Annotated in this window: 26 protein-coding genes; 13 read left to right on the top strand and 13 right to left on the bottom strand. The window is 70.3% G+C overall.

The window, feature by feature from the left end:
- Positions 1 to 135: 135 nt before the first annotated feature.
- Genes ACQW02_RS23645 through ACQW02_RS23655 form a run of 3 tightly spaced genes read left to right on the top strand, consistent with a single transcriptional unit; the run spans position 136 to position 1,831 of the window.
- Positions 136 to 585, top strand: coding sequence for a YcgN family cysteine cluster protein (locus ACQW02_RS23645; protein ID WP_431285965.1), 450 nt, complete (start codon positions 136 to 138; stop codon positions 583 to 585).
- A complete protein-coding gene (locus ACQW02_RS23650) occupies positions 582 to 1,520 on the top strand; it encodes a dihydrodipicolinate synthase family protein (protein WP_431282367.1) in 939 nt (312 codons plus the stop codon). Before ACQW02_RS23645 ends, ACQW02_RS23650 begins: the two co-directional genes overlap by 4 nt.
- Positions 1,517 to 1,831 (top strand): cupin domain-containing protein, encoded by a 315-nt coding sequence (locus ACQW02_RS23655; protein WP_431282368.1) that lies wholly within the window; start codon positions 1,517 to 1,519, stop codon positions 1,829 to 1,831. The genes ACQW02_RS23650 and ACQW02_RS23655 overlap by 4 nt, the downstream gene beginning before the upstream one ends.
- Before the next feature lie 42 nt (positions 1,832 to 1,873).
- On the opposite strand, the gene ACQW02_RS23660 is transcribed toward ACQW02_RS23655, so the two are convergent.
- From ACQW02_RS23660 to ACQW02_RS23695, 8 genes are all read right to left on the bottom strand, one after another.
- Positions 1,874 to 2,428: a DUF3035 domain-containing protein gene (locus ACQW02_RS23660; protein WP_431282369.1), complete on the bottom strand. Its 555-nt coding sequence runs from the start codon at positions 2,426 to 2,428 to the stop codon at positions 1,874 to 1,876.
- Between the two features lie 52 nt (positions 2,429 to 2,480).
- Positions 2,481 to 2,987 carry a signal peptidase II gene (lspA, locus tag ACQW02_RS23665; protein ID WP_431282370.1) on the bottom strand — a complete coding sequence of 169 codons (507 nt, stop codon included), beginning with the start codon at positions 2,985 to 2,987 and terminating at the stop codon, positions 2,481 to 2,483.
- Entirely contained in the window at positions 2,984 to 5,794 is a 2,811-nt protein-coding gene (gene ileS, locus ACQW02_RS23670; RefSeq protein WP_431282371.1) for an isoleucine--tRNA ligase, read from the bottom strand. The genes lspA and ileS overlap by 4 nt, the downstream gene beginning before the upstream one ends.
- A gap of 187 nt (positions 5,795 to 5,981) precedes the next feature.
- Positions 5,982 to 6,968 (bottom strand): CorA family divalent cation transporter, encoded by a 987-nt coding sequence (locus ACQW02_RS23675; RefSeq protein WP_431282372.1) that lies wholly within the window; start codon positions 6,966 to 6,968, stop codon positions 5,982 to 5,984.
- Positions 6,965 to 7,903 (bottom strand): bifunctional riboflavin kinase/FAD synthetase, encoded by a 939-nt coding sequence (locus ACQW02_RS23680; protein ID WP_431282373.1) that lies wholly within the window; start codon positions 7,901 to 7,903, stop codon positions 6,965 to 6,967. The genes ACQW02_RS23675 and ACQW02_RS23680 overlap by 4 nt, the downstream gene beginning before the upstream one ends.
- Positions 7,900 to 8,508: a TIGR00730 family Rossman fold protein gene (locus ACQW02_RS23685; protein WP_431282374.1), complete on the bottom strand. Its 609-nt coding sequence runs from the start codon at positions 8,506 to 8,508 to the stop codon at positions 7,900 to 7,902. The genes ACQW02_RS23680 and ACQW02_RS23685 overlap by 4 nt, the downstream gene beginning before the upstream one ends.
- Before the next feature lie 45 nt (positions 8,509 to 8,553).
- Complete coding sequence (locus ACQW02_RS23690; RefSeq protein ID WP_431282375.1) at positions 8,554 to 8,979, bottom strand: MaoC family dehydratase; 426 nt, start codon at positions 8,977 to 8,979, stop codon at positions 8,554 to 8,556.
- A 51-nt stretch (positions 8,980 to 9,030) separates the two neighbouring features.
- A complete protein-coding gene (locus ACQW02_RS23695) occupies positions 9,031 to 9,318 on the bottom strand; it encodes a hypothetical protein (RefSeq protein WP_431282376.1) in 288 nt (95 codons plus the stop codon).
- Between the two features lie 156 nt (positions 9,319 to 9,474).
- Between ACQW02_RS23695 and ACQW02_RS23700 the strand changes: the two genes are divergently transcribed.
- The 5 genes from ACQW02_RS23700 (at position 9,475) to ACQW02_RS23720 (ending at position 16,691) form a co-directional block, all read left to right on the top strand.
- A complete protein-coding gene (locus tag ACQW02_RS23700) occupies positions 9,475 to 10,602 on the top strand; it encodes a M20 family metallopeptidase (RefSeq protein WP_431282377.1) in 1,128 nt (375 codons plus the stop codon).
- Positions 10,603 to 10,711: 109 nt separating this feature from the next.
- The gene (locus ACQW02_RS23705) at positions 10,712 to 11,701 is read left to right on the top strand and encodes a Bug family tripartite tricarboxylate transporter substrate binding protein (protein ID WP_431282378.1); all 990 of its coding nucleotides are present in this window, start codon (positions 10,712 to 10,714) and stop codon (positions 11,699 to 11,701) included.
- Positions 11,702 to 13,648 (top strand): hypothetical protein, encoded by a 1,947-nt coding sequence (locus ACQW02_RS23710; protein ID WP_431282379.1) that lies wholly within the window; start codon positions 11,702 to 11,704, stop codon positions 13,646 to 13,648. It abuts the gene before it with no gap.
- Between the two features lie 220 nt (positions 13,649 to 13,868).
- Entirely contained in the window at positions 13,869 to 15,692 is a 1,824-nt protein-coding gene (gene glmS / locus ACQW02_RS23715) for a glutamine--fructose-6-phosphate transaminase (isomerizing) (RefSeq protein WP_431282380.1), read from the top strand.
- 21 nt (positions 15,693 to 15,713) lie between these two features.
- A complete protein-coding gene (locus ACQW02_RS23720) occupies positions 15,714 to 16,691 on the top strand; it encodes a tripartite tricarboxylate transporter substrate-binding protein (RefSeq protein ID WP_431282381.1) in 978 nt (325 codons plus the stop codon).
- A 30-nt stretch (positions 16,692 to 16,721) separates the two neighbouring features.
- Here ACQW02_RS23720 and ddpX read toward each other — a convergent pair whose 3' ends face one another.
- Positions 16,722 to 17,279: a D-alanyl-D-alanine dipeptidase gene (gene ddpX / locus ACQW02_RS23725; protein ID WP_431282382.1), complete on the bottom strand. Its 558-nt coding sequence runs from the start codon at positions 17,277 to 17,279 to the stop codon at positions 16,722 to 16,724.
- A 33-nt stretch (positions 17,280 to 17,312) separates the two neighbouring features.
- Between ddpX and tsaB the strand changes: the two genes are divergently transcribed.
- Together tsaB and ACQW02_RS23735 are read left to right on the top strand one after the other, a co-directional pair.
- Entirely contained in the window at positions 17,313 to 17,969 is a 657-nt protein-coding gene (gene tsaB, locus ACQW02_RS23730; protein WP_431282383.1) for a tRNA (adenosine(37)-N6)-threonylcarbamoyltransferase complex dimerization subunit type 1 TsaB, read from the top strand.
- Positions 17,966 to 18,409, top strand: coding sequence for a GNAT family N-acetyltransferase (locus tag ACQW02_RS23735; protein ID WP_431282384.1), 444 nt, complete (start codon positions 17,966 to 17,968; stop codon positions 18,407 to 18,409). The genes tsaB and ACQW02_RS23735 overlap by 4 nt, the downstream gene beginning before the upstream one ends.
- Here ACQW02_RS23735 and ACQW02_RS23740 read toward each other — a convergent pair.
- Positions 18,375 to 18,659 (bottom strand): sulfurtransferase TusA family protein, encoded by a 285-nt coding sequence (locus ACQW02_RS23740; RefSeq protein WP_431282385.1) that lies wholly within the window; start codon positions 18,657 to 18,659, stop codon positions 18,375 to 18,377. The two genes, ACQW02_RS23735 and ACQW02_RS23740, sit on opposite strands and share 35 nt — an antisense overlap.
- A 48-nt stretch (positions 18,660 to 18,707) precedes the next feature.
- Here ACQW02_RS23740 and ACQW02_RS23745 point away from each other — a divergent pair, with 48 nt between their 5' ends.
- The 3 genes from ACQW02_RS23745 (at position 18,708) to ACQW02_RS23755 (ending at position 20,621) form a co-directional block, all read left to right on the top strand.
- Positions 18,708 to 19,148, top strand: coding sequence for a MucR family transcriptional regulator (locus ACQW02_RS23745; RefSeq protein WP_431282386.1), 441 nt, complete (start codon positions 18,708 to 18,710; stop codon positions 19,146 to 19,148).
- A gap of 121 nt (positions 19,149 to 19,269) precedes the next feature.
- Positions 19,270 to 19,767 (top strand): Fur family transcriptional regulator, encoded by a 498-nt coding sequence (locus ACQW02_RS23750; RefSeq protein WP_431282387.1) that lies wholly within the window; start codon positions 19,270 to 19,272, stop codon positions 19,765 to 19,767.
- Positions 19,764 to 20,621, top strand: coding sequence for a GNAT family N-acetyltransferase (locus ACQW02_RS23755; RefSeq protein WP_431282388.1), 858 nt, complete (start codon positions 19,764 to 19,766; stop codon positions 20,619 to 20,621). The genes ACQW02_RS23750 and ACQW02_RS23755 overlap by 4 nt, the downstream gene beginning before the upstream one ends.
- Positions 20,622 to 20,753: 132 nt before the next feature.
- On the opposite strand, the gene ACQW02_RS23760 is transcribed toward ACQW02_RS23755, so the two are convergent.
- Genes ACQW02_RS23760 through ACQW02_RS23770 form a run of 3 tightly spaced genes read right to left on the bottom strand, consistent with a single transcriptional unit; the run spans position 20,754 to position 23,459 of the window.
- Entirely contained in the window at positions 20,754 to 21,692 is a 939-nt protein-coding gene (locus ACQW02_RS23760) for a BMP family ABC transporter substrate-binding protein (protein ID WP_431282389.1), read from the bottom strand.
- 2 nt (positions 21,693 to 21,694) lie between these two features.
- The gene (locus ACQW02_RS23765) at positions 21,695 to 22,669 is read right to left on the bottom strand and encodes a Bug family tripartite tricarboxylate transporter substrate binding protein (RefSeq protein WP_431282390.1); all 975 of its coding nucleotides are present in this window, start codon (positions 22,667 to 22,669) and stop codon (positions 21,695 to 21,697) included.
- A 52-nt stretch (positions 22,670 to 22,721) separates the two neighbouring features.
- Positions 22,722 to 23,459, bottom strand: a complete 738-nt coding sequence (locus tag ACQW02_RS23770; RefSeq protein ID WP_431282391.1) for a maleate cis-trans isomerase family protein — start codon at positions 23,457 to 23,459, stop codon at positions 22,722 to 22,724.
- Positions 23,460 to 23,509: the final 50 nt, after the last annotated feature.

A 23,509-nucleotide genomic window follows, 5' to 3' on the forward strand; every position in this document is an offset into this window, starting at 1 on the left:
TCGCGCTATGTTCAGTTCACCCCGACATTTGCGCGCCAGCCTTGCGAGGGCAAGTCTTGCACGCGACGCGCGCGGGGCTAGGGTGCGGCCGTGATCCAAACCCTCCCTTTCTGGCGCGAAAAGACGCTGCGGCAGATGACGCGCCGCGAATGGGAAAGCCTGTGCGACGGCTGCGGCCGCTGCTGCCTGCACAAGATCCGCGACGAGGAGACCGAGGCCCTGCATTGGACCGCCGTGTCCTGCCGCCTGCTGGACACCGATTCCTGCCAATGCAGCGACTACACCCATCGCCGCGCCAAAGTGCCCGACTGCATCCAACTGACGCCGCACAAGGTCGCGACCGTGGACTGGCTGCCGCCGACCTGCGCCTACCGCCTGGTCGAGGAAGGCCGCGACCTGCCGCGCTGGCACCCGCTGGTGTCCGGCCGCCCGGAGACGGTGCATGAGGCTGGCATTTCGGTCCGTGGCCGCGTCATTTCCGAACGCGAGGCCGGCGCGCTCGAAGACCATGTCGCCGCCTGGCCAGGCCGTTGGCCACCGGGCATGCGCAAACCCGCCCTGTTGAAAAAGGAGATGATCCCATGAAGAACGCCATCTACGGCGGCATCAATGCCGCCGTGCTGACCCCGATGCACGCCGACCTGACGCCCGACGTGGCGCGCATGGCCGAACACGCCGCTTGGCTGCTGGCCAATGGCTGCAATGGCCTCGGCCTGCTGGGCACGACCGGTGAGGCCGCGTCCTTCGGCCTGCACGAACGCCGCGCCATCCTGGAGGGGCTGATTGCCGCCGGCATCCCGGCCGCCAAGCTGATGCCGGGCACGGGCTGCGCCAGCCTGGGCGACACCGTCGAACTGACCCGCCACGCCCGCGACATGGGCTGCCCCGGCGTGCTGATGCTGCCGCCCTTTTACTACAAGGCGCCGTCGGATGACGGGCTCTTCGCCTATTTCTCGGCGGTGATCGAACGGGTCGGGCCGGGCATCAAGATCTACCTGTACCACTTCCCGCAGCAGTCGGCCGTGCCCTTCAGCCTGGACCTGATCGACCGCCTGATCACCGCCTTCCCGGACACCATCAAGGGCGTCAAGGACAGCAGCGGCGACTACGCCAACATGCTCGCCATGGTCGAACGCTTTTCCGCGCGCGGCTTTGAAGTCTATTCCGGCAGCGACGAGTTCCTGCAGCAGATCCTGGCGGCCGGCGGCGCGGGCTGCATCACCGCGGCCAGCAACGCCAACAGCCAGTTCGGCGCGGTGGTCTATGCCAAGCGCACCGGGCCCGAAGCCGATGCGGCCCAGGCCCGCATGACCGCGACGCGCCGCGCCGCGACCTCGGTGCCCTTGATCCCCGGCCTGCGCGAAATCATCGCCCGGTCGCGCGGCGACAACGCCTGGCGCACGATCCGCCCGCCGCATCTGCCGCTGAACGCCGAACAGGCCGACAAGATCTGGGCCGCCTGGGAAGCCGCCGGCGGCTTGCCGCTGCCGGGCCTGGGCCTGGCCAAGGCCGCGGAGTGAGCGGGGAACTGCGCTGCCGCGCGCCCGCCGTCGCGACCCAGATGCAGGATGACGCGAATGTTCGCGTCACCCGCTGGGATTTTTCGCCCGGCGCGGAAACCGGCTGGCACCGGCATGGCCTTGGCTATGTCGTGGTGCCGGTGACCGACGGGACGCTGCTGCTGGAATTGCCGGGTGGTGCGACGACGGAGGCACGGCTGACCGCCGGCGTCTCCTACACCCGCGACGCGGGGGTGGAGCACAATGTTATCAACGGCGGGACGGCCCCGCTGTCCTTCGTCGAGATCGAGTTGAAGTCGCTGGTGGGCTGACGCGAACGGCCGAGGCGCCTTACGCGTCTCGGCCCAACAGCCTCAGAAAATACCCGAACCGCCGAACAGGCCGGTGCGCTGGCGCTGGATGATCGGCGTGGTGCCATCTTCCACCGAGCGGCCGAGCGCGGAGTTTTCGCGCAGGCGCTGCGTCTCGCGCGTCGGGTCCACCACGGTGCCCGGCGGCGGCGGATCGCGCCAGAACATCAGCCGGTCCACGACCGAACGGTCGGGCTGTTCCATCCGCAGCGCTTCCTCATCCACCCGGCGGCGCACCCCGGCGGGCGCCGAAGGCCCGGCCTGGGCGAGCAGGGCGCTTTCCGACGCCGTGCGGGGTGCTGCCTCGGCAAAGGCGGTGGAGGGCGCCAGCAACCCCTCCCCACCGTCGCGGGCGGAGGCTGCCTGCGGACGCGACGCGCCGGGGCGCGGCACCGGCAGGTCGGTCAGGCTGGGCGGCATCGACAGCGGCGCGCGGGTGACGACCTGGAATTCATCCGGCGCATCGCGGGAAAAGCCGAGGGTTCGGGCGGTGTCCTGGCCACAGCCGGCGAGGGCCGCGGCCGCGAGCAGGACGGGGATCAGGGTTTTGCTGTTCATGCGCAGGATTTACCCCCAGCCCAGCCCGCGGTCGAGTGGCAACCGCAGGCGCCTATGCCGTCGGCGCCTGCTTGCGCAGCAGGCCATCGGCCACCAGCACCATCACCCCCAGCACGATCGCGGCATCGGCGACGTTGAACACATACCAGGACCAGCCCCAGGCCTGGGCGTGGATGAAGTCGAAGACCGCCCCCCAGCGCAGCCGGTCGATGCTGTTGCCGATGGCGCCGCCGACCAGCGCGCCAATGGCGACCGCCGTGGTGCGGTTTTCCGCCTTCCACAGCCAGCGCAGCAACACCGCCACGATGATCGCCGCCACCCCGGCCAGGGCGAGTTGATGCCACGGCCCATCCCCCGCCATCAGCCCGAAGGTGACACCGCGGTTCCAGACCATGGTGAAGTCCAAGGCAAAAGGCCCCACCGCGACCAGCGGCAGGTGCCCCACCGTTTGCAGGTCCAGCACCTGGTCCGCCCACCATTTGCTGGCCTGGTCCGCCACCAGCACCAGGATGGCGATGGGCAGCGCCAGGCGCAGCCGGGCCGGGCCGGATGCCGTCACGCGCCCACCGCGGCTTCGCAGCGCAGGCAGAGCGTCGGGTGGGCAGCGGACCCCCCGACCTCCGGCAGCACGCGCCAGCAGCGGTCGCATTTCTGGCCTGGGGCGCGCTGGAAGGTGACGGTCGCGGTGTCGGCGGGCTCGGGCGCGATGGCCAGGCCCGAGACGATGCAGATTTCGGCCCAGGCGGCGATGTCGAGCAACCCGGCATCGGCGACCGGCAGCGCCAGGATGGGGGCGGCCTGCAGGCTCGACCCGATCTCCCCGGCCGCGCGGGCGCGTTCCAGCACGGCCGTGACTTCGCCGCGGATCGCGCGGATGCGCGCCCAGCGGGTGGCCAGGGCCTCATCCCGCCACCGGCCCGGAACCTCCGGAAAATCGTGCAGGTGGATGCTGTCGGTGTCGGAGGGGAAGCGCGCCAGCCAAGCTTCCTCGGCCGTAAACACCAGCACCGGCGCCAGCCAGGCCGTCAGGCAGCGGTGCAGCGTATCCAGCACCGTGCGCGTCGCGCGGCGGCGGTGGCTGTCGGCCGGATCGCAATAGAGCGCGTCCTTGCGCACGTCGAAATAGAAGGCCGACAGGTCGGCGGCGCAGAAACTGTGCAGGTCGGGCAGGACCTCGTTCCAGTCATGCGTCTCGACCGCCTGCTTGATGCGGGCATCCAGGTCGGTGACCCGGTGCAGCACCCAGCGTTCCAACTCCGGCAGGTCGGCGTAGGCGACGCGTTCGCTGTCCTCGAACCCCGCCAGATTGCCGAGCAGCCAACGCAGCGTGTTGCGCAACCGGCGATAGAGTTCCGCCTGCTGCTCCAGAATCCCCTTGCCGATGCGCAGGTCCCCGGAAAAATCGGAGGACATGACCCAGAGACGCAGAATATCCGCGCCATAGGTCTTCATCACATCCTGGGGCGCGGTCACGTTGCCCGCGCTCTTGGACATCTTCATGCCCTTCTCGTCGAGCACGAAGCCATGCGTCAGCACGGCCCGGAACGGCGCCACCCCGCGCGATCCGATGGATTCCAGCAGCGACGACTGGAACCAGCCGCGATGCTGATCGGACCCCTCCAGATACAGATCCGCCGGGAAGGGCAGGTCGCGTTCGGGGGTAAGGGTGAAGGCGTGGGTGGAGCCGCTTTCGAACCAGACATCGACGATATCCATGACCTGTTCGTAGTCGGCGGGGTCGTGGCCCTCCGGCAGGAAGCGCGCGGCGGCGCCGGGCTGGTACCAGGCATCGGCGCCCTCGACGGCAAAGGCCGCGCAGATGCGGTCCATGACCGCCTGGTCGCGCAGCACCTGGCCGGTCGCGCGATTGACGAAGACGGCGATGGGCACGCCCCAGGCGCGCTGGCGGCTGATGCACCAGTCGGGGCGGGATGCGACCATGGAACCCAGGCGGTTGCGCCCGGCCTCCGGCACGAAATGCGTCGCGGCAATTGCGTCCAGCGCCTTCTGGCGGATGGCGTTGCCGTCATCCATGGCGATGAACCACTGCGGCGTGGCGCGGAAGATCACCGGCTTTTTCGATCGCCAGGAGTGGGGATACGAATGGACGAGTTCACCCTTGCCCGCCAGCGTCCCGGCCGCCGCCATCGCCGCATAGACGGCGGTATGCGCCTTGAACACATGCAGCCCGGCAAAGCCCGGCGCCTGGATCGTATAGGTGCCGTCGTCGTTCACCGTTTCCGGCACCGGCAGCCCGTTCGCGCGGCCGAGCGCAAAATCGTCCTCGCCATGGCCCGGGGCGATATGCACGAAACCCGTGCCCGCATCGGCGCTGACGAAATCGCCCGGCAGCAGCGGCACGTCGAAATCATAGCCGCCGGCGGCGCGCAGCGGATGTTCTGCGATGGCGCCGGCCAGTTCGGCGCCCTTCAGCACGCGGCGCAGGGTATGGGCCGCCAGCCCGCAATCCTTCTCGAAGGCGGTCAGCAGCGGCAGCGCCACGATCACCTTTTCGCCGACCCGCAGCAGCGAGGTCTCGGCGACCCCCTCCACATGCACCAGCGCGTAGTCGATCTCCGGCCCATAGGCGACGGCGCGGTTGCCGGGGATGGTCCAGGGGGTGGTGGTCCAGGCGATGACATGGGCGCCGACCAGGTCCTGCGCGCCGGCCGTGACGATCGGGAAGCGTGCCCAGAGGGTGGCGCTTTTATGGTCGTGGTATTCGATCTCGGCATCCGCCAGCGCGGTCTTCTCGACCGGGCTCCACATCACCGGCCGCAGCCCGCGATACAGCGATCCGTTGATCAGGAACTTGCCGATCTCGCCGACGATGGCGGCCTCGGACGAAAAATCCATGGTCGCGTAGCGCCGGGGGAAATCCCCGGCCACGCCCAGGCGCAAGAATTCATCGGACTGCACGCCGAGCCAATGCTGGGCATAGGCGCGGCATTCGGCGCGGAATTCCAGGACGGGGACGTCTTCCTTGGCGACGCCGCCCTGATACTTGCCCTTGGGGTTGCGGTATTCTTCCTCGACCTTCCATTCGATCGGCAACCCGTGGCAGTCCCAGCCGGGGATGTAGTCGGCGTCGCGGCCGGACATCTGGGCGGCGCGGTTGATCACATCCTTCAGGATCTTGTTCAGCGCATGCCCGATGTGCAGCGGCCCGTTCGCATAGGGCGGGCCGTCATGCAGCACGAATTTTGGCCGGCCCTTGGACTTGGCGCGGAGTTGCTCCCACAGCCCCAGGCTCGCCCAGCGGGCCAGCCAGGCGGGTTCGCGCTTCGGCAGATCGCCGCGCATGGGAAAGCCGGTCTGCGGCAGGAAGACGGTGCCGCGATAATCGCGGGCGGGGGCGTCGGGCATGGGATGGGTCCGGGCCGCGGAAGCGCGGCGAAAATGGTGTGGCGAGCGCCAAAGGGGGGGTCCCGACCGCGAACCGCGCGGTCAGGCGGTGCGGCGGTCGGGCCGAATAATTCGCGGGCGGGGCGGCAAAACCATGGCCGGGTTATGGGGAGGCGCCCCACCCCGGGTCAAGTCGCGGCCCCGCGGGTCACATCAGCCGCCACCACCGCAGCGCGCCCAAGACCCCCAGGATCGAGGCCAGGATCAGCCCCATCGACATGGCAAAACCCCAGGGCACGTCCACGCCCGGCAATTCGCCCACGTTCATGCCAAAGATCCCGGCGATCAGCGCCGGCGGCAGCATCACGGCCGAAATCACCGACAGCACGAACAGCCGCTGGTTGGTCTGCTCGCCCAGCAGCCCCGCCAATTCATCCTGCGCGATGCGGGCGCGTTCCTTCAGCGCCGACAGGTTGCGCAGCAGCGTGCCGAACCGCCGCGCGGCGCGCAGGGTGGGCACGAAGGTTTCCTCCTCCATGCCCTCTGGAGGCTCGGCCTCGAATTCGACCAGGGCTTCGGCGGTGGCGCCGAAATTGCGTTCCAGGCGCAGGGCGTCGCGTCGCAGGGCGGCCAGGGCGACCCGTTCGGCGGGCAGGTCGGGGTTGCGGAGGAGCGCATCCTCCAGCCTGGCCAACCGATCGGCCATGGCCTGGAGCGCCCTGCCCGCCGCCACGGCAAGCCCATCGAGGATGGCGCCGAGCGCCGCGCCTTGATGGGCGCCGGCGGGCGGGTTGCGGGCGATGCCGCCGACCACGTTCAGCGGGTGGCGCCGCGCGGTGACCAGCAGCCCCGGGGTAAGCGCCAGGTGCAGCAGCGCCATGTCCAAGGACGCCTTCGGGTCGATGTTGAAATGGAAATCCGGCACGGTGCCGCAGATCACCCCGTCGGCGGCGTCCAGATGCGGCGCGTCATCCGCCTCCAGCAGGGCCGCCAGCGCCGCGGGCGGCAGTGGCAGGGTCGCGATGGTGGCGCGCGCCCGCTGGTCCAGCAGGTCGAAATGCAGCCACAGCCCGGTTTCCCCCGCGACCATCGCGGCGGTGGCGTCATCCCCCTCCAGCGGTTGCGGCGGGCCGCCGGCATGGAAGCGCCAGCCGGCGAGCAGCCCGGGGCAGGCCTGGGGCAGGTGCGGGTTCACGCCGGCGCGGCAAGGACCGCGCGTGCCGCCGCCGCATCCTGCGCGATCGCGATCTTCAGCGTCTCCAGCCCGTCGAACTTCGCATCCGGCCGCAGGAAGGCCACCAGCCTGACGCCGATCTCCTGCCCGTAGAGGTCGCCGGCGAAATCGAACAGGTGCACTTCCAGCCGCGTCTGCGGGTCGCCGCCCAGGGTCGGACGGCGGCCGACATTGGCGACGCCCGGCACCTCGCGCCCATCCGGCAGGACCACCGTCACGGCATAGACCCCGCGCGCCGGTTCCAGGTGCCGCCCGAACCACAGGTTGGCGGTCGGCCAGCCCAGCACCCGGCCCAGCTTGTCGCCGTGCACGACCTCCCCCCGCACTTCCCAGGGCCGGCCGAGCGCCAGGGTCGCGCGTTCGGGATAGGCATCCTGCAGGAAGCGGCGGATGCGGCTGCTGCTGATCGGCCCGCCGGCATCGGTCACGAAGGGGGCGATGGACACGCCGATGCCCCGCGCCTCCGCCAGGCGTTCCAGCAGGGCGACATCGCCGCCGCGCCGATGGCCAAAGGCGAAATCGGCCCCGCAGGTCAGGTGCCTGGCCCCGATGCCCCGGTGCAGCACCTGGTCGACGAAGGCCTCGGCCTCCATCGCCGCCAGATCCGCGTCGAAGGGGATGGCGAAGACCGCGGTCGCCCCCGCCGCGCCCAGGGCCGCGGCCTTGGCCGGCAGCAGGGTCAGGCGGAAGGGTTGGTCATCGGGGCGGAAATGTTCGCGCGGATGGGGTTCGAAGGTCACCGCCGCCAGCGGCAGGTCGGGCCGCGCCGCATGGGCAGTCCGCAGCACGGACAGGTGGCCGATGTGGACGCCGTCGAAATTCCCCATGGCGATGGTGGCGCCACGCAGCGCCGGCGGGACATCCCGCCAGCCTTCGATCACGATGGGCGTGGTCATGTCTGGTCCGCGCGCAGCCATTTTTCGACGCTGGGCGGCACGAAGCGGGCCAGCAGGTCCAGCGCGGCGTCGCCGTCGGGCGCCACATCGGCCAGGATTCTGTGCTGCGGGCGCAGGAACCCCTGGGCGGCCATGTGGTCGAACAAGTGCAGGATCGGGCCCCAGAACCCGTTGATATCGAGGAAGACCAGACCCTTGCGATGCAGGCCCAACTGGCTCCAGGTCAGGATCTCGGAGGCTTCCTCCAGCGTGCCGAACCCGCCGGGCAGCACGATGAAGCCGTCCGACAATTCGGCCATCAGGGCTTTTCGCTCATGCATGGTGGCGACGACGCGCAGGTCGGTCAGGGCGCCGTGCCCGACCTCCCGCCGCATCAGGGCCTCGGGGATCACGCCGATCACCTCACCGCCGGCGGCCATGGCCGCATCGGCGACCACGCCCATCAGCCCGACATGGCCACCGCCGTAGACGAGGCCGAGGCCACGACCGGCGATGGTGCGGCCCAGGGCCGCCGCCGCCGTGGCATAGCCGGGGTCGAACCCCGGGTTCGCCCCGCAGAACACACAGACGCGCCGCAGGGGGCGTTCGGAATCAGGTCCATCCATGCGCCCGATGTGGCGTGAATCGCGCGATCCGTGAAGTGACGATCCTCAGTCAGGCCGCGATTGCACCAGCACGACCGCCTCGCCATCGATCACCGGCCGGCCGCCGACCGAACAGATCGTGCTCAGGGTCGCGCGTTTCTTCGCCGGGTCCAGCGCGGTGACGGTGGCCGTCGCCGTGACCGTATCCCCCGGCCGCACCGGGGCGCGGAATTTCAACGTCTGGCCCAGGTAGACGGTCCCCGGCCCCGGCAATCTGGTCCCCAGCACGGCGCTGATCAGCGCCGCCGACAGCATGCCATGGGCGATGCGCCCCTTGAACGGCGACGCGGCGGCGAATTCCTCATCCAGGTGAACGGCGTTGGTGTCACCCGATACTGCGGTGAACAGCAGGATATCGGCCTCGGTGATGGTTTTCGCGAAGGAGGCGGTCTGGCCGACGCACAAATCCTCGAAGAACAAGCCCTGCGACATCCTGCGTTTCCCCCGCTTCTTGTTGGTGATGACCTGGGCCTGCGCCCGGGCTTAGTCGTCGTCGTCATCATCGTCGCGATCGCGGCGGTCCCTCCGGTCGCGGGTGCGGCGATCATCGTCGCGCCGTGCCCGGGGGTCCTGCCACGCCCGGCCCTCCCGCCAGGCATCGAACCGGGTCCAGCCCGGCCCATCGCGGCGGTCGTCGGGTATATAGCTCTCCAGCCGCGTGCAGTTTCCGTTGGAACAATTGGTCGAGGAATTGGACGACTGAGCCTGACCCAGGGCCGGCATCAGGGCAAGGCTGGCGACCAGCCCGGTGAGACGCAAGGCGACGCGCATGGCATGCTCCCTATCCATCCGCCGTAGGATTCCCCCTGACCGCGTCCCGCCTATGGCGCCGAAACGGCCGGATCGTGGCATCAATCCCGGCCCATCGTCTGGACAGGGCGCGACCCCGGCGGGACAAAGCCTGGCAACCAATCGCCAGGAGCCCCCATGCCCAGCACCGAAATCGGCACCAGCCAGCGCCTGCTGGACGAGTTGCGTGGCTGGGTGGAGATGGAAACCCCGACCACCGATGCGGCGGCGGTGAATCGCCTGATGGACCATGCCCAGGCCGAACTGGCCTCGGTCGGGGCCGTGCTGGAACGCATCCCGGGGGTACGGGGCTTTGGCGACAACCTGGTCGCGCGCACGCCGGGCGAGGGCAAGCCGATCCTGATCGCGGGGCACCTGGACACGGTCTGGGACCACGGGAAATTGACCTCCGACATGCCGTTCCGGATCGACGGCGCCCGCGCGCATGGCCCGGGCATCTACGACATGAAGGCGGGGTCGTTCCTGGCCTTCCACGCGGTGCGCGAAATCCTGCGCCAGGGCACCAGGACCAATCGCCCGATCACCCTGCTGCTGACACCCGATGAAGAAGTTGGCAGCCCGACCAGCCGCGCCTGGATCGAGGCCGAGGCCGCCAATGCCGCCGCCGTGCTGATCCCCGAACCGGCGGGCGGGCCACAGGGCGCCTGCGTCACCGCACGCAAGGGCGTCGGCCGGTTCGACGTTAAGATCCACGGCGTCTCGGCCCATTCCGGCGGCAACTGGTCGGACGGGCGCAGCGCGGTCGTGGCGCTGGCCGGGCTGATCATGAAGGTCCATGCGATGGTGGACCTGCCGCGCGGCGTCACCACCAACGTCGCCCCGGTCTGGGGCGGCAGCCGCCCCAACGTGATCCCGCCCCATGCCGGCTGTGAGGTGGACCTGCGGGTCGGCACCGTCGCCGATGGCGAGGAGTTCGAGGCCCGCATCCTGGCCCTGGCCGGCGAACATGATGGCATCCGCATCGAGATCACCGGCGGCATGAACCGCCCGCCGATGGCCGAGACGCCGGAAATCCTGCGCCTGTTCGGCATCGCGAAGGATCTGGCCACGGCCGCCGGCTACAACCTGCCGAAACAGCATCGCGGCGGCGGTTCGGACGGCAACTTCACCGCTGCCATGGGCATCCCGACCCTGGACGGCCTCGGCTGCACCGGCGCCGGCGCGCATGCGCCTTACGAGCACATCCTGTGGGACGACCTGGCCCCGCGCGGCCGGGTGCTCTGCGGGTTGCTGGAGACGCTTTGACAGCCATGTAGCCCGCCGTCCTGCCCTTGCCCGTGTTTCCGAACCGGCCTCAACTCGCCGCCAGGGACAAACGGCCGCGAAACTTGCGGCGAGCGGGAGGAACGGATTCATGGTGGCGATCACACTCGGACGGCGCGGTCTGGTGGCACTGGCCGCGAGCCTGGCCCCGAGCCTGGCGGCGACGCGGGCGATGGCCCAGGCGCCCTGGCCGCGTGGCTCGGTGCGCTTCATCTTTCCCTTCACACCGGGATCGGCGGTCGATGTCGTGGCGCGGCTGATCGCCCAGGATTTGGCGGAACGCCTCGGCCAGCCCTTCATCGTCGAAAGCCGCACCGGCGCCGGCGGCAGCGTGGGCACCGAAGCCGCGGCGCGCGCGCGGCCGGATGGCGATACCTTCCTGGTGGGGTCGCCGGGCAATATGGCGATCAACCCGGCGCTGATGCCGAACCTGCCCTTCGACGTCGCGCGGGATTTCGTCGCGGTGACGCATCTGGTCACCTTCCCGCAGGTGCTCGTGGTATCGCCCAACCTGCCCGTGCGGACCCTCGCGGAACTCGTGGCCTATTCCAAGGAGAACCCGGGGCGGCTGAACTACGCCTCCTCCGGCGTCGGCGCGACCAATCACCTGGCGATGGAAATGCTGCGCGCGGCGACCGGGCTCAATGCCACGCATGTGCCCTATCGCGGCGGGCTGGTGACGGTGCAGGCGATCCTGTCGAACGACGTGCAGATGTGTATCGAGGGCATCCTGACCCTGCCGCCCTTCATCGCCGACGGAAAGGTGCGCGCCATCGCGGTGACCGGCGCCGAACGTTCCGCGCTGATGCCAAACGTGCCAACGGTGGCCGAGACGGTGCCGGGCTTCGATGCCGGCGCCTGGGTCATGCTCTTCGCCCCCATGGGCACGCCGCAGCCGATCGTGGACAAGCTGTCCTCCGAGGTGCGGGTCTCCCTCGCCAAGCCGGCGATCCGGGCGCGGCTGGCGGAACTTGGCGCCACCGTCACGGGGACGACGCCGGCCGAGGCCGCGGCGATTCATCGGCAGGAATTGATCAAGTGGCGACGCGCGGTGGAGGCCTCCGGCGCGACGGCCGGCTGAGTGACAACCTCCCCGTTTCCCCGGCTGTTCGACCCGATCGAACTGGCCGGCCGCCAACTGCGCAACCGCGTCGGCTTCGCTTCCATGACCACGCGCATGCCGCGCGACGGTGCCGTGACAGATGCGCTGATCGCGCATCTGTCGGCCCGCGCGGCGGGGGGTGCCGCCGTAATCGTGACCGAGGCCCTGGCCGCCTGCCGTTCGGCCGCCGTGCCGGCCCGGGTCGCGGCCTATGACGAGGCGCAACTGGGCGGAATGTCGCGCCTGGCCGAAGCGGTGCAGCGCCACGGCGCCGCGCTGGTCGGGCAGCTTTGGCACGCGGGCAACGCGCATCGTGACGCGCGATCGCTGAATGCCGTCGGCCCATCCGCCGTCGTCGACGCCGCCTCCTGGACCGTGCCGCGCGCGCTGAGCGCGCAGGAAGTGGAGGGGCTGGTCGAGGAATACGCCGATAGCGCCGCACGCCTGCAACGCGCGGGGTTCTCCGGGGTAGAGATCTCCGCCGCGCATGGCTTCCTGCCGCTGCAATTCCTCTCGCCGGTCACCAATTTGCGGGAGGATCGCTGGGGCGGCGATGCGCTGGGCCGCAGCACCTTTACCCGCGCCATCCTGTCGGCGGTGCGCGCGCGCTGCGGCACCGGCTTCATCATCGGGTTGAAAATGCCGGCCGATGACGGCGTGCCAGGATCGATCGGCCCGGCCGAGGCCGCGCGCCTGGTCCAGGCCATCGTCGCCGACACGCCGCCCGACTGGCTGTGTTTCAGCCAGGGCAGCCACGGACCCGGCCTGTGGATGCATGCACCGGACATGCATGAGCCGACCATGCCCTTCCGCGCCGCCTGGGCGCCGCTGCGCAAGGCCGCCGGGTCGGTGCCTGTCGCGGCGATCGGGCGCATCGCATCGCCGGCGATGGCGGAAGCGCTGCTGGCCTCCGGCGACGCGGATATGGTGATGCTGGCACGGCCGCTGCTGGCCGATCCGCAATGGCCGTCAAAAGCGGCACGCGCCGCCGCCGATACCATCCGTCCCTGCATCTACTGCAATGCCTGCTGGAACGAGATCGACCGCGCCGCGACCGTGGCCTGCAGCGTCAATCCGCGCGCCGGGACCGTGGCGGATGCGGCGCCCGCGCCCGCCCTGGCGGACACGCCACGCCGCGTCGTCGTGGTGGGCTCTGGTGTCGCGGGCATGCAGGCGGCGGCGGTGGCGGCCGAGCGTGGCCATGGCGTGACATTGCTTGGATCCCGGATCGGTGGCGCGGCGCGGCTGCATGCCAACCTGCCCGGTTGCGGCGATATCGGGCGCTTCCTGGATTATCTGGACCGACGCCTTGCAGCGGCCGGGGTCACGCGCGCGGTGGGCGGAACGCCGGCCGACATCCTGGCGCTGGCGCCCGATGCGATCGTGCTGGCGACGGGCGCCGCGATGGTGGCGCCACGCGGCGGCACCGCCGGCGGCCAGGATCTGCGTGCCGCCATCGCGGCGCTGCTGGCCGAAACGCAGCGGCGCGGCGGGCTGGCGGTGTTGTTCGACCACGACCACACCGCCGCCACCTATGCCGCCGCCGAATTCCTGCTGGAACGCTTCGACCGGCTGCTGCTGCTGACGCCGCGCGACGCCATCGCCCGCGACGTGCCGGCGATCTACGCCCAAGGCGTGCATCGCCGCCTGGCCGCCGCCGGCAACCGGTTCGAATTGCTGATCCATCGGGAGCCTGTGTCGATGACCAATGGCGCGCTGCGCATTCGCCACATCCTGACGGGGGTGGAGACGGTGGTGCCGGGGGTCTCACTCCTCACCTACGCAACACCCCGCCGCCCGCGACCGGACCTGGACGCGCCGCTGGCGGAGCTTGATGTGCCCGTGTTGCGCATCGGGGATGCCGTCGCGCCGCGCCTGATGATTTCGGCCATACGCGACGGCCAATGGGCTGGGGAGACGGTGTAGCGCCATCGGCCCAGGGCTTCCGTCACGCCAGGAAACCCAATGTGATCAGGGCAGCGGCGCATCCTGGCCGGCGCCCGCGCTATTCCGGTGCGGCACCACCCGCGCCCGTCCGATTGCCCCCGGCAGCGCGATCACCGAAACTGTTGCGGGTGGCGCCACATCGAGAGCGATCGGCCAGCAGGCCGCATCGTGGCGTCATGGGCAGGAAGGGTGTGTCGCCATGTGCGGGATTGTTGGTCTTGTGGGGCGCGGTGAGGCTGCGCCCCGCATCCTGGATGCGCTGCGCCGGCTGGAATACCGCGGCTATGACAGCGCCGGGATCGCGACCCTGGTCGATGGCCGGATCGACCGCCGCCGCGCCGAGGGCAAGCTGTTCAACCTGGCCAATGTGCTGGGGGCCGATCCACTGCCCGGCAGCCTGGGCATCGGCCATACCCGCTGGGCCACGCATGGCGCGCCCACCGAACGCAACGCCCACCCGCATGGCACCGCCCGCGTGGCGGTGGTCCACAACGGCATCATCGAAAACCACGCCGAGTTGAAGCGCGAACTCCAGGCCCTGGGCCAGGTTTTTGAAACCGAGACCGATACCGAAACCTTTGCGCGGCTGATGGACCAGCTTCTGCAAGAAGGCTCCACGCCGGAACAGGCGGCGGCCGCGGCGCTGAAGCGCGTGCATGGCGCCTTCGCGCTGGCGATGATCTTTGCCGGCCATCCCAACCTGCTGATCTGCGCGCGGCAGGGCGCGCCGCTGGCGGTCGGCTTTGGCGAGGGCGAAATGTTCGTCGGCTCCGACGCGCTGGCCCTGGCGCCGCTGACCCGCCAGATCGCCTATCTGGAGGAAGGCGACTGGGCGGTGCTGGATGACCGTTCGGCCCGGTTCTTCGATGTGGCGGATCGGCCGGTGGAACGCCAGGTGCGGCTGACCGCCGTCTCGGGCGCCGCGACCGGCAAGGGCAATTACCGCCATTTCATGGAGAAGGAGTTGCACGAGCACCCCGTGGTGCTGGGCGACACCCTGACCCAATACCTGGAACCGACCTCCCGCCGCGTCACCCTGCCGCCGCTGCCCTTCGACCCCGTGACCGTGCCGCGCCTGACGATGACCGCCTGCGGCAGCGCCTTCCTGGCGGCGATGGTCGGGCGCTACTGGATCGAACGCCTGGCGCGCATTCCGGTCGATGCCGATGTGGCCAGCGAATTCCGCTACCGCGACCCGCCGCTGGCCGATGGCGGCGCCGCCATCCTGGTCAGCCAGAGCGGCGAGACGGCCGACACCATGGCCGCCCTGCGCCTGTTGCGTGAGCATCGCCAGAAAGTCCTGTCCGTCGTGAACGTGGCGGAAAGCAGCATGGCACGCGAAAGCGACGCCACCGTGCTGACCGTCGCCGGGCCGGAGATCGGCGTCGCCTCGACCAAGGCCTTTACCGCGCAACTGGCGGTGCTGGCCTGCATCGCGATCGGGCTGGGGCGCGCGCGCGGGCACGTGTCCGCGACGGATGAGGCGAAGCTGACGATGGCGCTGCTGGAACTGCCGTCCAACGCGGCCCTGGTGCTGGACCAGGATGCGGAAATCCGCGCGATGGCTGATGAAGTGGCCAAGGCGCGCGACGTGATGTTCCTCGGCCGCGGCACGCTGTTTCCGATCGCGATGGAAGGTGCGCTGAAGCTCAAGGAAATCTCCTATATCCATGCCGAAGGCTATGCCGCCGGTGAGATGAAGCACGGCCCCATCGCGCTGATCGATGGCGCGGTGCCGGTGATTTCGCTGTGCCCGTCAGGACCTTTGTTCGAAAAGACCGCGTCGAATTTGCAGGAAGCCGCGGCGCGCGGCGGCCGCATCATGGCCTTCACCGATGATTTGGGCGCCGAGCGCCTGTCCGCCTTCGCCGAACGGGTGGTGGTGCTGCCGCGCGTCGGTGCCTTCGCCGCCCCGGTGCTGCATGCCATCGCGGTGCAGTTGCTGGCCTACCAGGTGGCGGTTTTGAAGGGTGGGGACGTTGACCAGCCGCGCAATCTGGCGAAAAGCGTGACCGTCGAGTAATCTCCGGGAAGGTCACCGTTCATGCCCAACACGCCACGCCGCGCCTTCCTGGCCGGGTCCGCCCTTGCCCTGGCCGCGCCCGCCATCGCCCAGGCCCAGCGCGCCTGGCCGGACGGGCCGATCCGCCTGGTCGCGCCCTTTCCGCCCGGCGGCAGCGTCGATCTGATGTGCCGCCTGTTGCAGAATCCGCTGCAAGCCCTGCTCGGCGTGCCGGTGGTGGTGGAAAACCGGGCCGGCGCCAGTGGCTCGCTCGGCACCGCGATCGCCGCGCGGGCGCCCGCCGATGGCCAGACCTTCGTCATGGTCTTCGACACGCATGTGGTGAACCCCGTGCTGATCCCGACCCTGGGCTACGACCCGGCCAAGGACCTCAAGGCCGTGATGCTCGTGGCGTCCGCGCCGATGCTGGTCACGACCTCGGCCACCGCCCGCCAGTGGACGGGCCTGGGGCCGGTGATCGAACGCGCCCGCCAGGCGCCGGAGACCATCACCTATGGCACGGTCGGCGCCGGCAGCCTGGCGCACCTGACCATGGAGCGGGTGCAGGAAGTCACCGGCACCAAGATGGTGCATGTCCCCTATCGCGGCGGCGGCCCGCTGAGCACGGCCGGCTCCACCGGCGAGATCGATCTCGCCATCGCCAGCGTGGTCGGCCTGGGCGGGCTGGTCGGCACCACCTTGCGCGCCCTGGCGCAGACCGGGGCGGAGCGTTCCCCGCTGCGGCCCGCCATCCCGACCCTGATCGAAAGCGGCGTGCCCGGCGTCTTCGCCCAGGCTTTCTGGGGGCTGCTGGCGCCGGCCGGCGTGCCGCAGCCCATCATGGACCGCTTCCATGCCGCATTGGCCGAGGCCATCCGCCTGCCGGCCGTGCGCCAGCCGCTGGAGATGCAGGGCGTCGATGTCGTCGGATCAACTCCTGCGGCCTTCGAATCCTTCCTGACCGAACAGACCGCGACCTGGACGCGCGTCGTGCGCGACAACAACATCACGGTGAACTGACGCTATCGGCGCTATTGACCGCGACCCGCCCTACATCGGCCCGCCCGGCACGGCGCTGGCCGTCAGGGGCGGGAATTGCTGCGGGTTGGGCAGGTGGTAGTGCCACCATTCCAGCCCGTAGTGGTCCCAGCCGGCCGCCGTCATGATGCCCAGCAGCAGCGCCCGGTTGCGCTGGGCGGCGACCGGCACCTCCAGGCTGCCGTGGGCTGATGCCTCCTCGGTCGCGTCGAAGCCGGTGCCCATCTCCAGCGCCGCACCCGTCACGGCATCGGCCAGGGTCAGGTCCACCGCGACGCCGCGCGGATGCAGGCCCCCGCCGCGCGGGTCGGCGACGAAGCGCTTGTCGGTGACGGCGTTCCACAAGGCCCATTGCGCTTCGACCGGGCGATAGGCATCGAAGACCAGCAGCTTGAACCCCAGCGGCGCCGCCAGGTCGCGGGCGGTGAGGAGCGCCATCCGCGCCGGCGGGCGCAACATCGCCAGCGGGCGGCGATAGATCGGGCGCCCGGCCAGGTTGTCGGCAGTGGCATAGCGTATGTCGAAGAGCAGGCCGTCGGCCTCGGAGAGCGGGATGAGCATGGGGCGCATGGGTAACACGTGGAACGGATACGGGCGCAACCCTTGCTGATCTTGGCGCTCGACGGCTCCGGCCCGCGCGTGGCGGCGGCGCTTTGGCAGCCGGGCCAGCCGGCACGCCATTTGGCGCAGGATGCCGCCCAGGGCCATGCTGCCCTGCTGCCCGCCCTGGTCGAACGCCTGCTGGCCGAAGCCGGCCAGCCGCATCCCGACGCGGTCGCCGCCAGCATCGGCCCGGGCGGCTTTACCGGGCTGCGCGCGGCCCTGGCCCTGGCACAGGGGCTGGCCATGGGGTTTGGCTGCCCGGCCATCGGCGTCACGGTCGGGGAAGCCCTGGCCGCGGCCGTGCCCGATCTCGTGCGCGCCGCCCGCCCGGTCTGGGCAGTCACCGACAGCAAGCGCGGCCATTGGTTCCTGGAACGCTTCGCCCCGGGTGAGGATGCCGCCCTGGCCCCGCCGGAGCCCGTCTTCCCCGACGCCCTGCCGCAGCCGCCCGGCCCGGTCGCGGTGGCGGGGGACCGCGCCGCGGCCCTTGCCGCGCGCTTGCTGGCACGCGGCGACCAGGCGCTGCTGACCGATTCGCGGCGGCCCGATCCCGCGGCCGTGGCGCGGGTCGCGACCTGGCGCCTGGGGGGGCGCATCGCGCCGCGCGCGGCGCAGCCGCTGTATGTGGACGCCCCATCGGTGCGGCCGCCGGCGTGACCCCCCGCCCGATCCATGCGGTGGATGTGCCGGCGCTGGCCGGGCTGCACACGGCGGCCTTTCCGCCGGAGGAATCCTGGGGCATCGGCGCGATCGGGACCATGCTCGCCATGCCCGGCGCCTTCGGCCTGGTTCTGCCCGAACAAGGCTTCATCCTGGCCCGGGTCGCGGCCGGCGAGGCCGAGGTGCTGACCCTGGCCGTCGCCCCGCCCGCCCGTCGCCAGGGAATCGGCGCGGGGCTGGTGGTCGCGGCCATGGCGGGGGCGCTGGCCCGCGGCGCATCGGTGCTGTTCCTGGAAGTATCCGAAGACAATCTTGCCGCCCGGGCGCTTTACGCGGCGCTGGGCTTTGAACAGGTCGGCCGGCGGCGCCGTTACTATGCCGATGGATCGGATGCGCTGGTGCTCAGCCGCCCGCTTTCTGCAACAGAAGCCGGCTGACCCCATCGGCGCCGGTTTCCAGTGCCAGCACCACATGGCCTTGTTCGGTCGCGGTGCGGGGAACATTGGCCAGCGGTTCCGCCCCCCGCATCAGCACCAGAAGTCGCTCGCCCGGCTTCAACCGATCCAAGGCCAGCCGCGTCCGAACAAAGGTCATCGGGCAAGTCTCGCCGGTGATATCGAGCGTCTGGGACAATTTTTCTTGTCCAAGTAGCGATAAATTACCGGTCGGTTCTTGCGAATCGGGCATGGGTAGTCCTATTAGCGAAACATCGATAAACAACAGGAGACATGATCCATGTCCCAGGACAATTCGCCGGACTTACTCGGCCTGACCGTAGACATCGTGTCGGCGCATGTGTCGCACAACCCGGTCGGGATGGCCGATCTTCCTTCGCTGATCCAGCAGGTCCACAAGACGCTGGCGTCCCTGGGCACCACGGCAACAACCATTGCCGTCCCGGCGCCGGTGGAAAAGCCCCAGCCGGCGGTGTCGGTGAAGAAAAGCATCCAGGATGACCATCTGGTTTGCCTTGAAGACGGCAAGAAGCTGAAGATGCTGAAGCGTCACCTCAAGACCTCGTACAACCTGTCGCCGGAACAGTACCGGGAAAAGTGGGGTCTGCCCGCCGACTATCCCATGGTGGCGCCCGCCTATGCGCGGACCCGGTCGGCCCTGGCCAAGCAGATCGGCCTCGGCACCAAGCCGAAGGCCGCGCGCGACGGCAGCGCGGACTGATCCAGCAGGCTGATGCTGCCTGGCCAGGGGCGTTTCCCCTGGCCAGTTTGAACACGACGGCGCGCCGCTGAACCGGTCCCAAAACCGGGCGGCGCGGCGATAAAGCGAGGGGTGCTTGGCCATGTCCGCGCTGCACGGCTATGGTCCGCCGCACATGGACCTCGCAACCCCGTCCCGTATCGAACGCCTCTGCATAGAGCGCGGCCTCAAGATGACCGGCCAGCGCCGGTTGATCGCGCGCGTCCTCAGCGACGCGGAAGATCATCCCGATGTGGAGGAACTCTACCGCCGCGCCCTGGCGCTCGACGCCCGCGTCTCCATCGCCACGGTCTACCGCACCGTGCGCCTGCTGGAGGAGAAGGGCATCCTGGAACGCCACGACTTCGGCGGCGCCCGGGCGCGCTACGAACCGACCGAACACGGCCACCACCATCACCTGATCGACGTCGAGACCGGCAAGGTCGTCGAGTTCGAGGATGAGGCGCATGAGGCGGTCATGCAGGCGATCGCCGCCCGCCTGGGCTTCGAACTGGTCGGCCACCGGCTGGAGATGTTCGGCCGCCGCCGGGCCGAACCCGCGCCGCCGGCACCGCCGCCCCCCAAGGCGAAGCGCCCATGACCTTCCCTGGCGGGATCGTCGCTCGCGGCGGCTTCTCCGCCGATGCCGGTTTCGGTGAACTGCGCGCCGGTGAACTCGGCGTCCGCATCGCGCAGACGGCGGCCGAGGTCGATGCGGCGCAGGCCCTGCGTTTCCGCATCTTCTACGAGGAAATGGGCGCGACCCCGGACGCGCAGACCCTGGCCAGCCGCCGCGATGCCGATGCCTTCGACGCGGTGGCCGACCACCTGCTGGTGCTGGACCACAGCCTGGGCGACGGGCCGCAGGCGATCGTCGGCACCTATCGCCTGATCCGCCAGCATGCCGCCGATGCGGTCGGGCGATTCTACACCAGCGCCGAATACGACATCGCGCCGCTGCTGGCCTATCCGGGCAACCTGCTGGAACTGGGGCGGTCCTGCGTCGATTCGGCGCACCGGACCCGGAATGCGACGCAACTGCTGTGGCGGGGCATCGCGGCCTATGTCTTCAAGCACCATATCGATGTGATGTTCGGCTGCGCCAGCCTGCACGGGACCGATCCGGATGCGCTGGCGGCACCGCTGACCTACCTGGCGACCGAACACTTGGCACCGCCCGCGCTGCGCCCCCGCGCCCTGGCCGCGCGCCATGTCGAGATGCGGCGCATGGACCCCGCCGGCTACGACCCTAAGCGGATCCTGGCGGCCCTGCCGCCGCTGGTGAAAGGCTACCTGCGGTTGGGCGGCTTCGTCGGCGATGGCGCGGTGATCGACCACCAGTTCAACACCACCGACGTCTGCGTCGTGGTGAAGACCGATCTCATCACCTCGTCCCGCATGAAATTCTACGAGCGCAAGATCGCCGAGGGCCAGGAAGGGCCTGACACCGTATAGAGCGTGATGGCCGTGGGCGCGCATGCGCCGCGGGGCTGAATCACGCAACAAAACAACAAGCTGGACCGCGATGCGCGGGCGAATACGAACGCATCGCGGTTTCGTGTCCGGCCCCCGGTTATCCGCGCCCCGTCACCCCGGCCGCCACTCCGGCCCGTCATAAGCCTCGGGCACCGCCAACCGCCCGGAGGCGATGTCGGTGGCCAGCACCGCCAGGCGATCGGCCAGTGCCGGCGGCACGTCGCCGGCCAAGGCCAGGCGGACCTGGTCGCCAATGCCCGCCCGCAGGTCGGAAAAATTCCCGGCGCAAAACGCCTCGACCGCCGCCACGACCGCCCAGCCATTGTCGGCGACCGCCGAGGCGACAAACACCGGATCCCCCGGCCGGATCGCGGCCAGGTCGCCGCCCGGCGCCGCCACGGCGGGGTCGGTCCAGTCCAGCACATTGCCGATGGCGCGCGCCCCCGCCGACCGCAGCGCGTCGGTCGCCCCCGACCGCCCGCCGTCCAGCATGGCGAATTGCACATCCATCCCGGCCGCGCATTGCGCCGCCGTCCAGGCACGGGTCAGCGACGCGTCGTGCTGGTTGCCGCAAAAGCCGGTCAGCAACCTGGCACCCGGGTTCGCATGCGCCAGCCCCGCGGCGAAGGCCGCGCGGCCGCGCAACCCTGGCGGCACCGGTTCGCCCGACAGATGGCCGACCACGCCGCCTTGCGTCCACCACCCGGCCAGGGCGCCGGCCAGGAAGGCCGAGTGTTCCTGCAACACCTCAAAACAGGCGATGCTGGGACCGGCGATGCGGCCCTGCGTCACAGCAAACCGCACATTGGGGAAATCGGGCGCGACGGCGGCGGTCGCGGCCTCACCCTGCCCACCATGGGCGATGACCAGGTCGGACGTGGCGGCGGCGGCGGCCAGGGTGGCGGCGCGGCGGGCCGGGTCGGCCTGCCACAGCACCCGGGCCGCGATCGGGTGGGCGGCGGCGGCGCGGGCAAGCCCTGCCTCACCGGCCGCGTTGAACGACCCGGCACCGGGTTGGCCGAAACAGACCAGGGCGACGCGGGGTGCCACGGTCAATCCGCGCGGATGCCCATGGCGCGGATCGCGCCGCCGATGTCGCGCACCTGCGCCGCGACAAAGGCGGTGAACTCGGCCGGCGTCGTCGGGCGCGGCACGATGCCGTGTTCCTCCATGCGGGCGATCACCGCGGGGTCGGTCATGCTGGCGATGGTGGCGGCGTTCAGGCGTTCGACGATGGCGGGCGGCAGGCCGGCGGGACCCGACAGGCCCAGCCAATTCTCGGCGACCAGGTCGGGCATCCCGACCTCCGCCGTGGTCGGCAGGTTCGGCGCCATCGGCTGCCGCACCGGGGACGTGACGGCATAGGCGCGCAACCGCCCGTCGCGGATGTGTTCGATGTTCTGCGGCAAGGTGTCGAAGGACAGCGGGATCGACCCGCCCAGCAGGTCCGCCTGCATCGGCGCGGACCCCCGATACGGCACATGCGTCAGCGCAAGCCCGGTCTGGCGTTCGAACATGATGCCGACGATATGCGCGACGCTGCCGGCGCCGGAGGTGCCATAACCCGGCGGCGTCCGCTGCGCCCCGATCCAGGCGCGCAGCCCGGCGACATCGGTCGCGGTCACCAGGGTGCGGTTCGCCACGATCACCAGCGGCGTGGCCCCCAGGTAGGTGACGTGGGAAAACCCCGCCACCGGGTCATAGCTCGCGCTCGGATACAGCGGCGGCGAGGTGACGATGGGCGCCGTGTTGGACAGCATCAGCGTGGTGCCATCCGGCGCCGCCGCCGCGACCTGCGCCGCCCCCAGCGTGCCGCCCGCGCCTGGCCGGTTGTCCACGACGAAGCGCCCGTTCAGCCGCTGCGACAGCGCATCGGCCAGCACCCGCGCCACGATGTCGCTGCTGCCGCCCGGCGGGAAGACCACGACGATCCTGACCGGGCGCGACGGCCATGGCGCCTGCGCGGCGGCGGGCTGCATCGCCCCAAGGCACAGGATTGCGAGAAGAAGCGGCAGGATGCGGCGCATGGGCGGACTCCGGGAAACCCGCCCCCAGGCCAGCAATCCCCGGGCCAAAGCCCTACAGCAGGCCGGACAGGCTGCCCCAGCCGTTCGGGCGCTCCGCGACACCGGCCACCGCAAGCCCCCCCAAAAGACCCAGCATCGTCGCGTCCCACAGGGGAATCCCTGTCTCCGCCTCGATCTCCGCCGCCAGGGGGGCGGCGGGATAATTGGTGCACCAGGCCAGCAGCACATCCGGCTTTTGGGCCGCCAGTGACCGGGCCTGGAGCAAGATCGTATCGTAGGGGACGGAGGCGTAGGAGAGGTTGTCGGTCATGCCGAGATGGCGCTCCGAGACCACCGGCACGCCTTCGGCGTTCAGCCGTTCCACCAGCCGGCGCTGATGCGCCTCGGCATAGGGCGTCAGCAGCCCAATCGACTGCACGCCGCTCGCCGCGATGGCGCGCAGCAGCGCCAGGCCGGATGTATCGGCGGCGATCCCGGTCGCATCGGTGATACGCGCCACCAGGTCGCGGTCGTGCTCCAACCCGATGCCGCCGCCCTTGCTGCCGTTCCAGATGATCGCGTCGGGCCTGGCGTGGGACAGCAGGGTCGCGGCCTCCAGCATCGCGGCCAAATTGTAGCGGTCGGGAAACGGATCGCGGTCGCCATGCACCGGGATGCGCGCGAAGAGCGCCGCGGCCTGCGGCAGGTCGCGCAGCGCCGCCTGGGTCGTGCGTTCGACGACGGTATTGCCGGAAGGGGTGATCGTTCCGATCAGGCGCGGGTTCGGTGGCAGCAGGGTATGGGCGTTCATGCGCGCCACGCTGGCAAAGTGCCGGGTCTTCGTCCATCCATGCAGACCTT

This window comes from Humitalea sp. 24SJ18S-53, assembly GCF_050632385.1.
In the GTDB taxonomy this organism is placed as follows: domain Bacteria; phylum Pseudomonadota; class Alphaproteobacteria; order Acetobacterales; family Acetobacteraceae; genus Humitalea.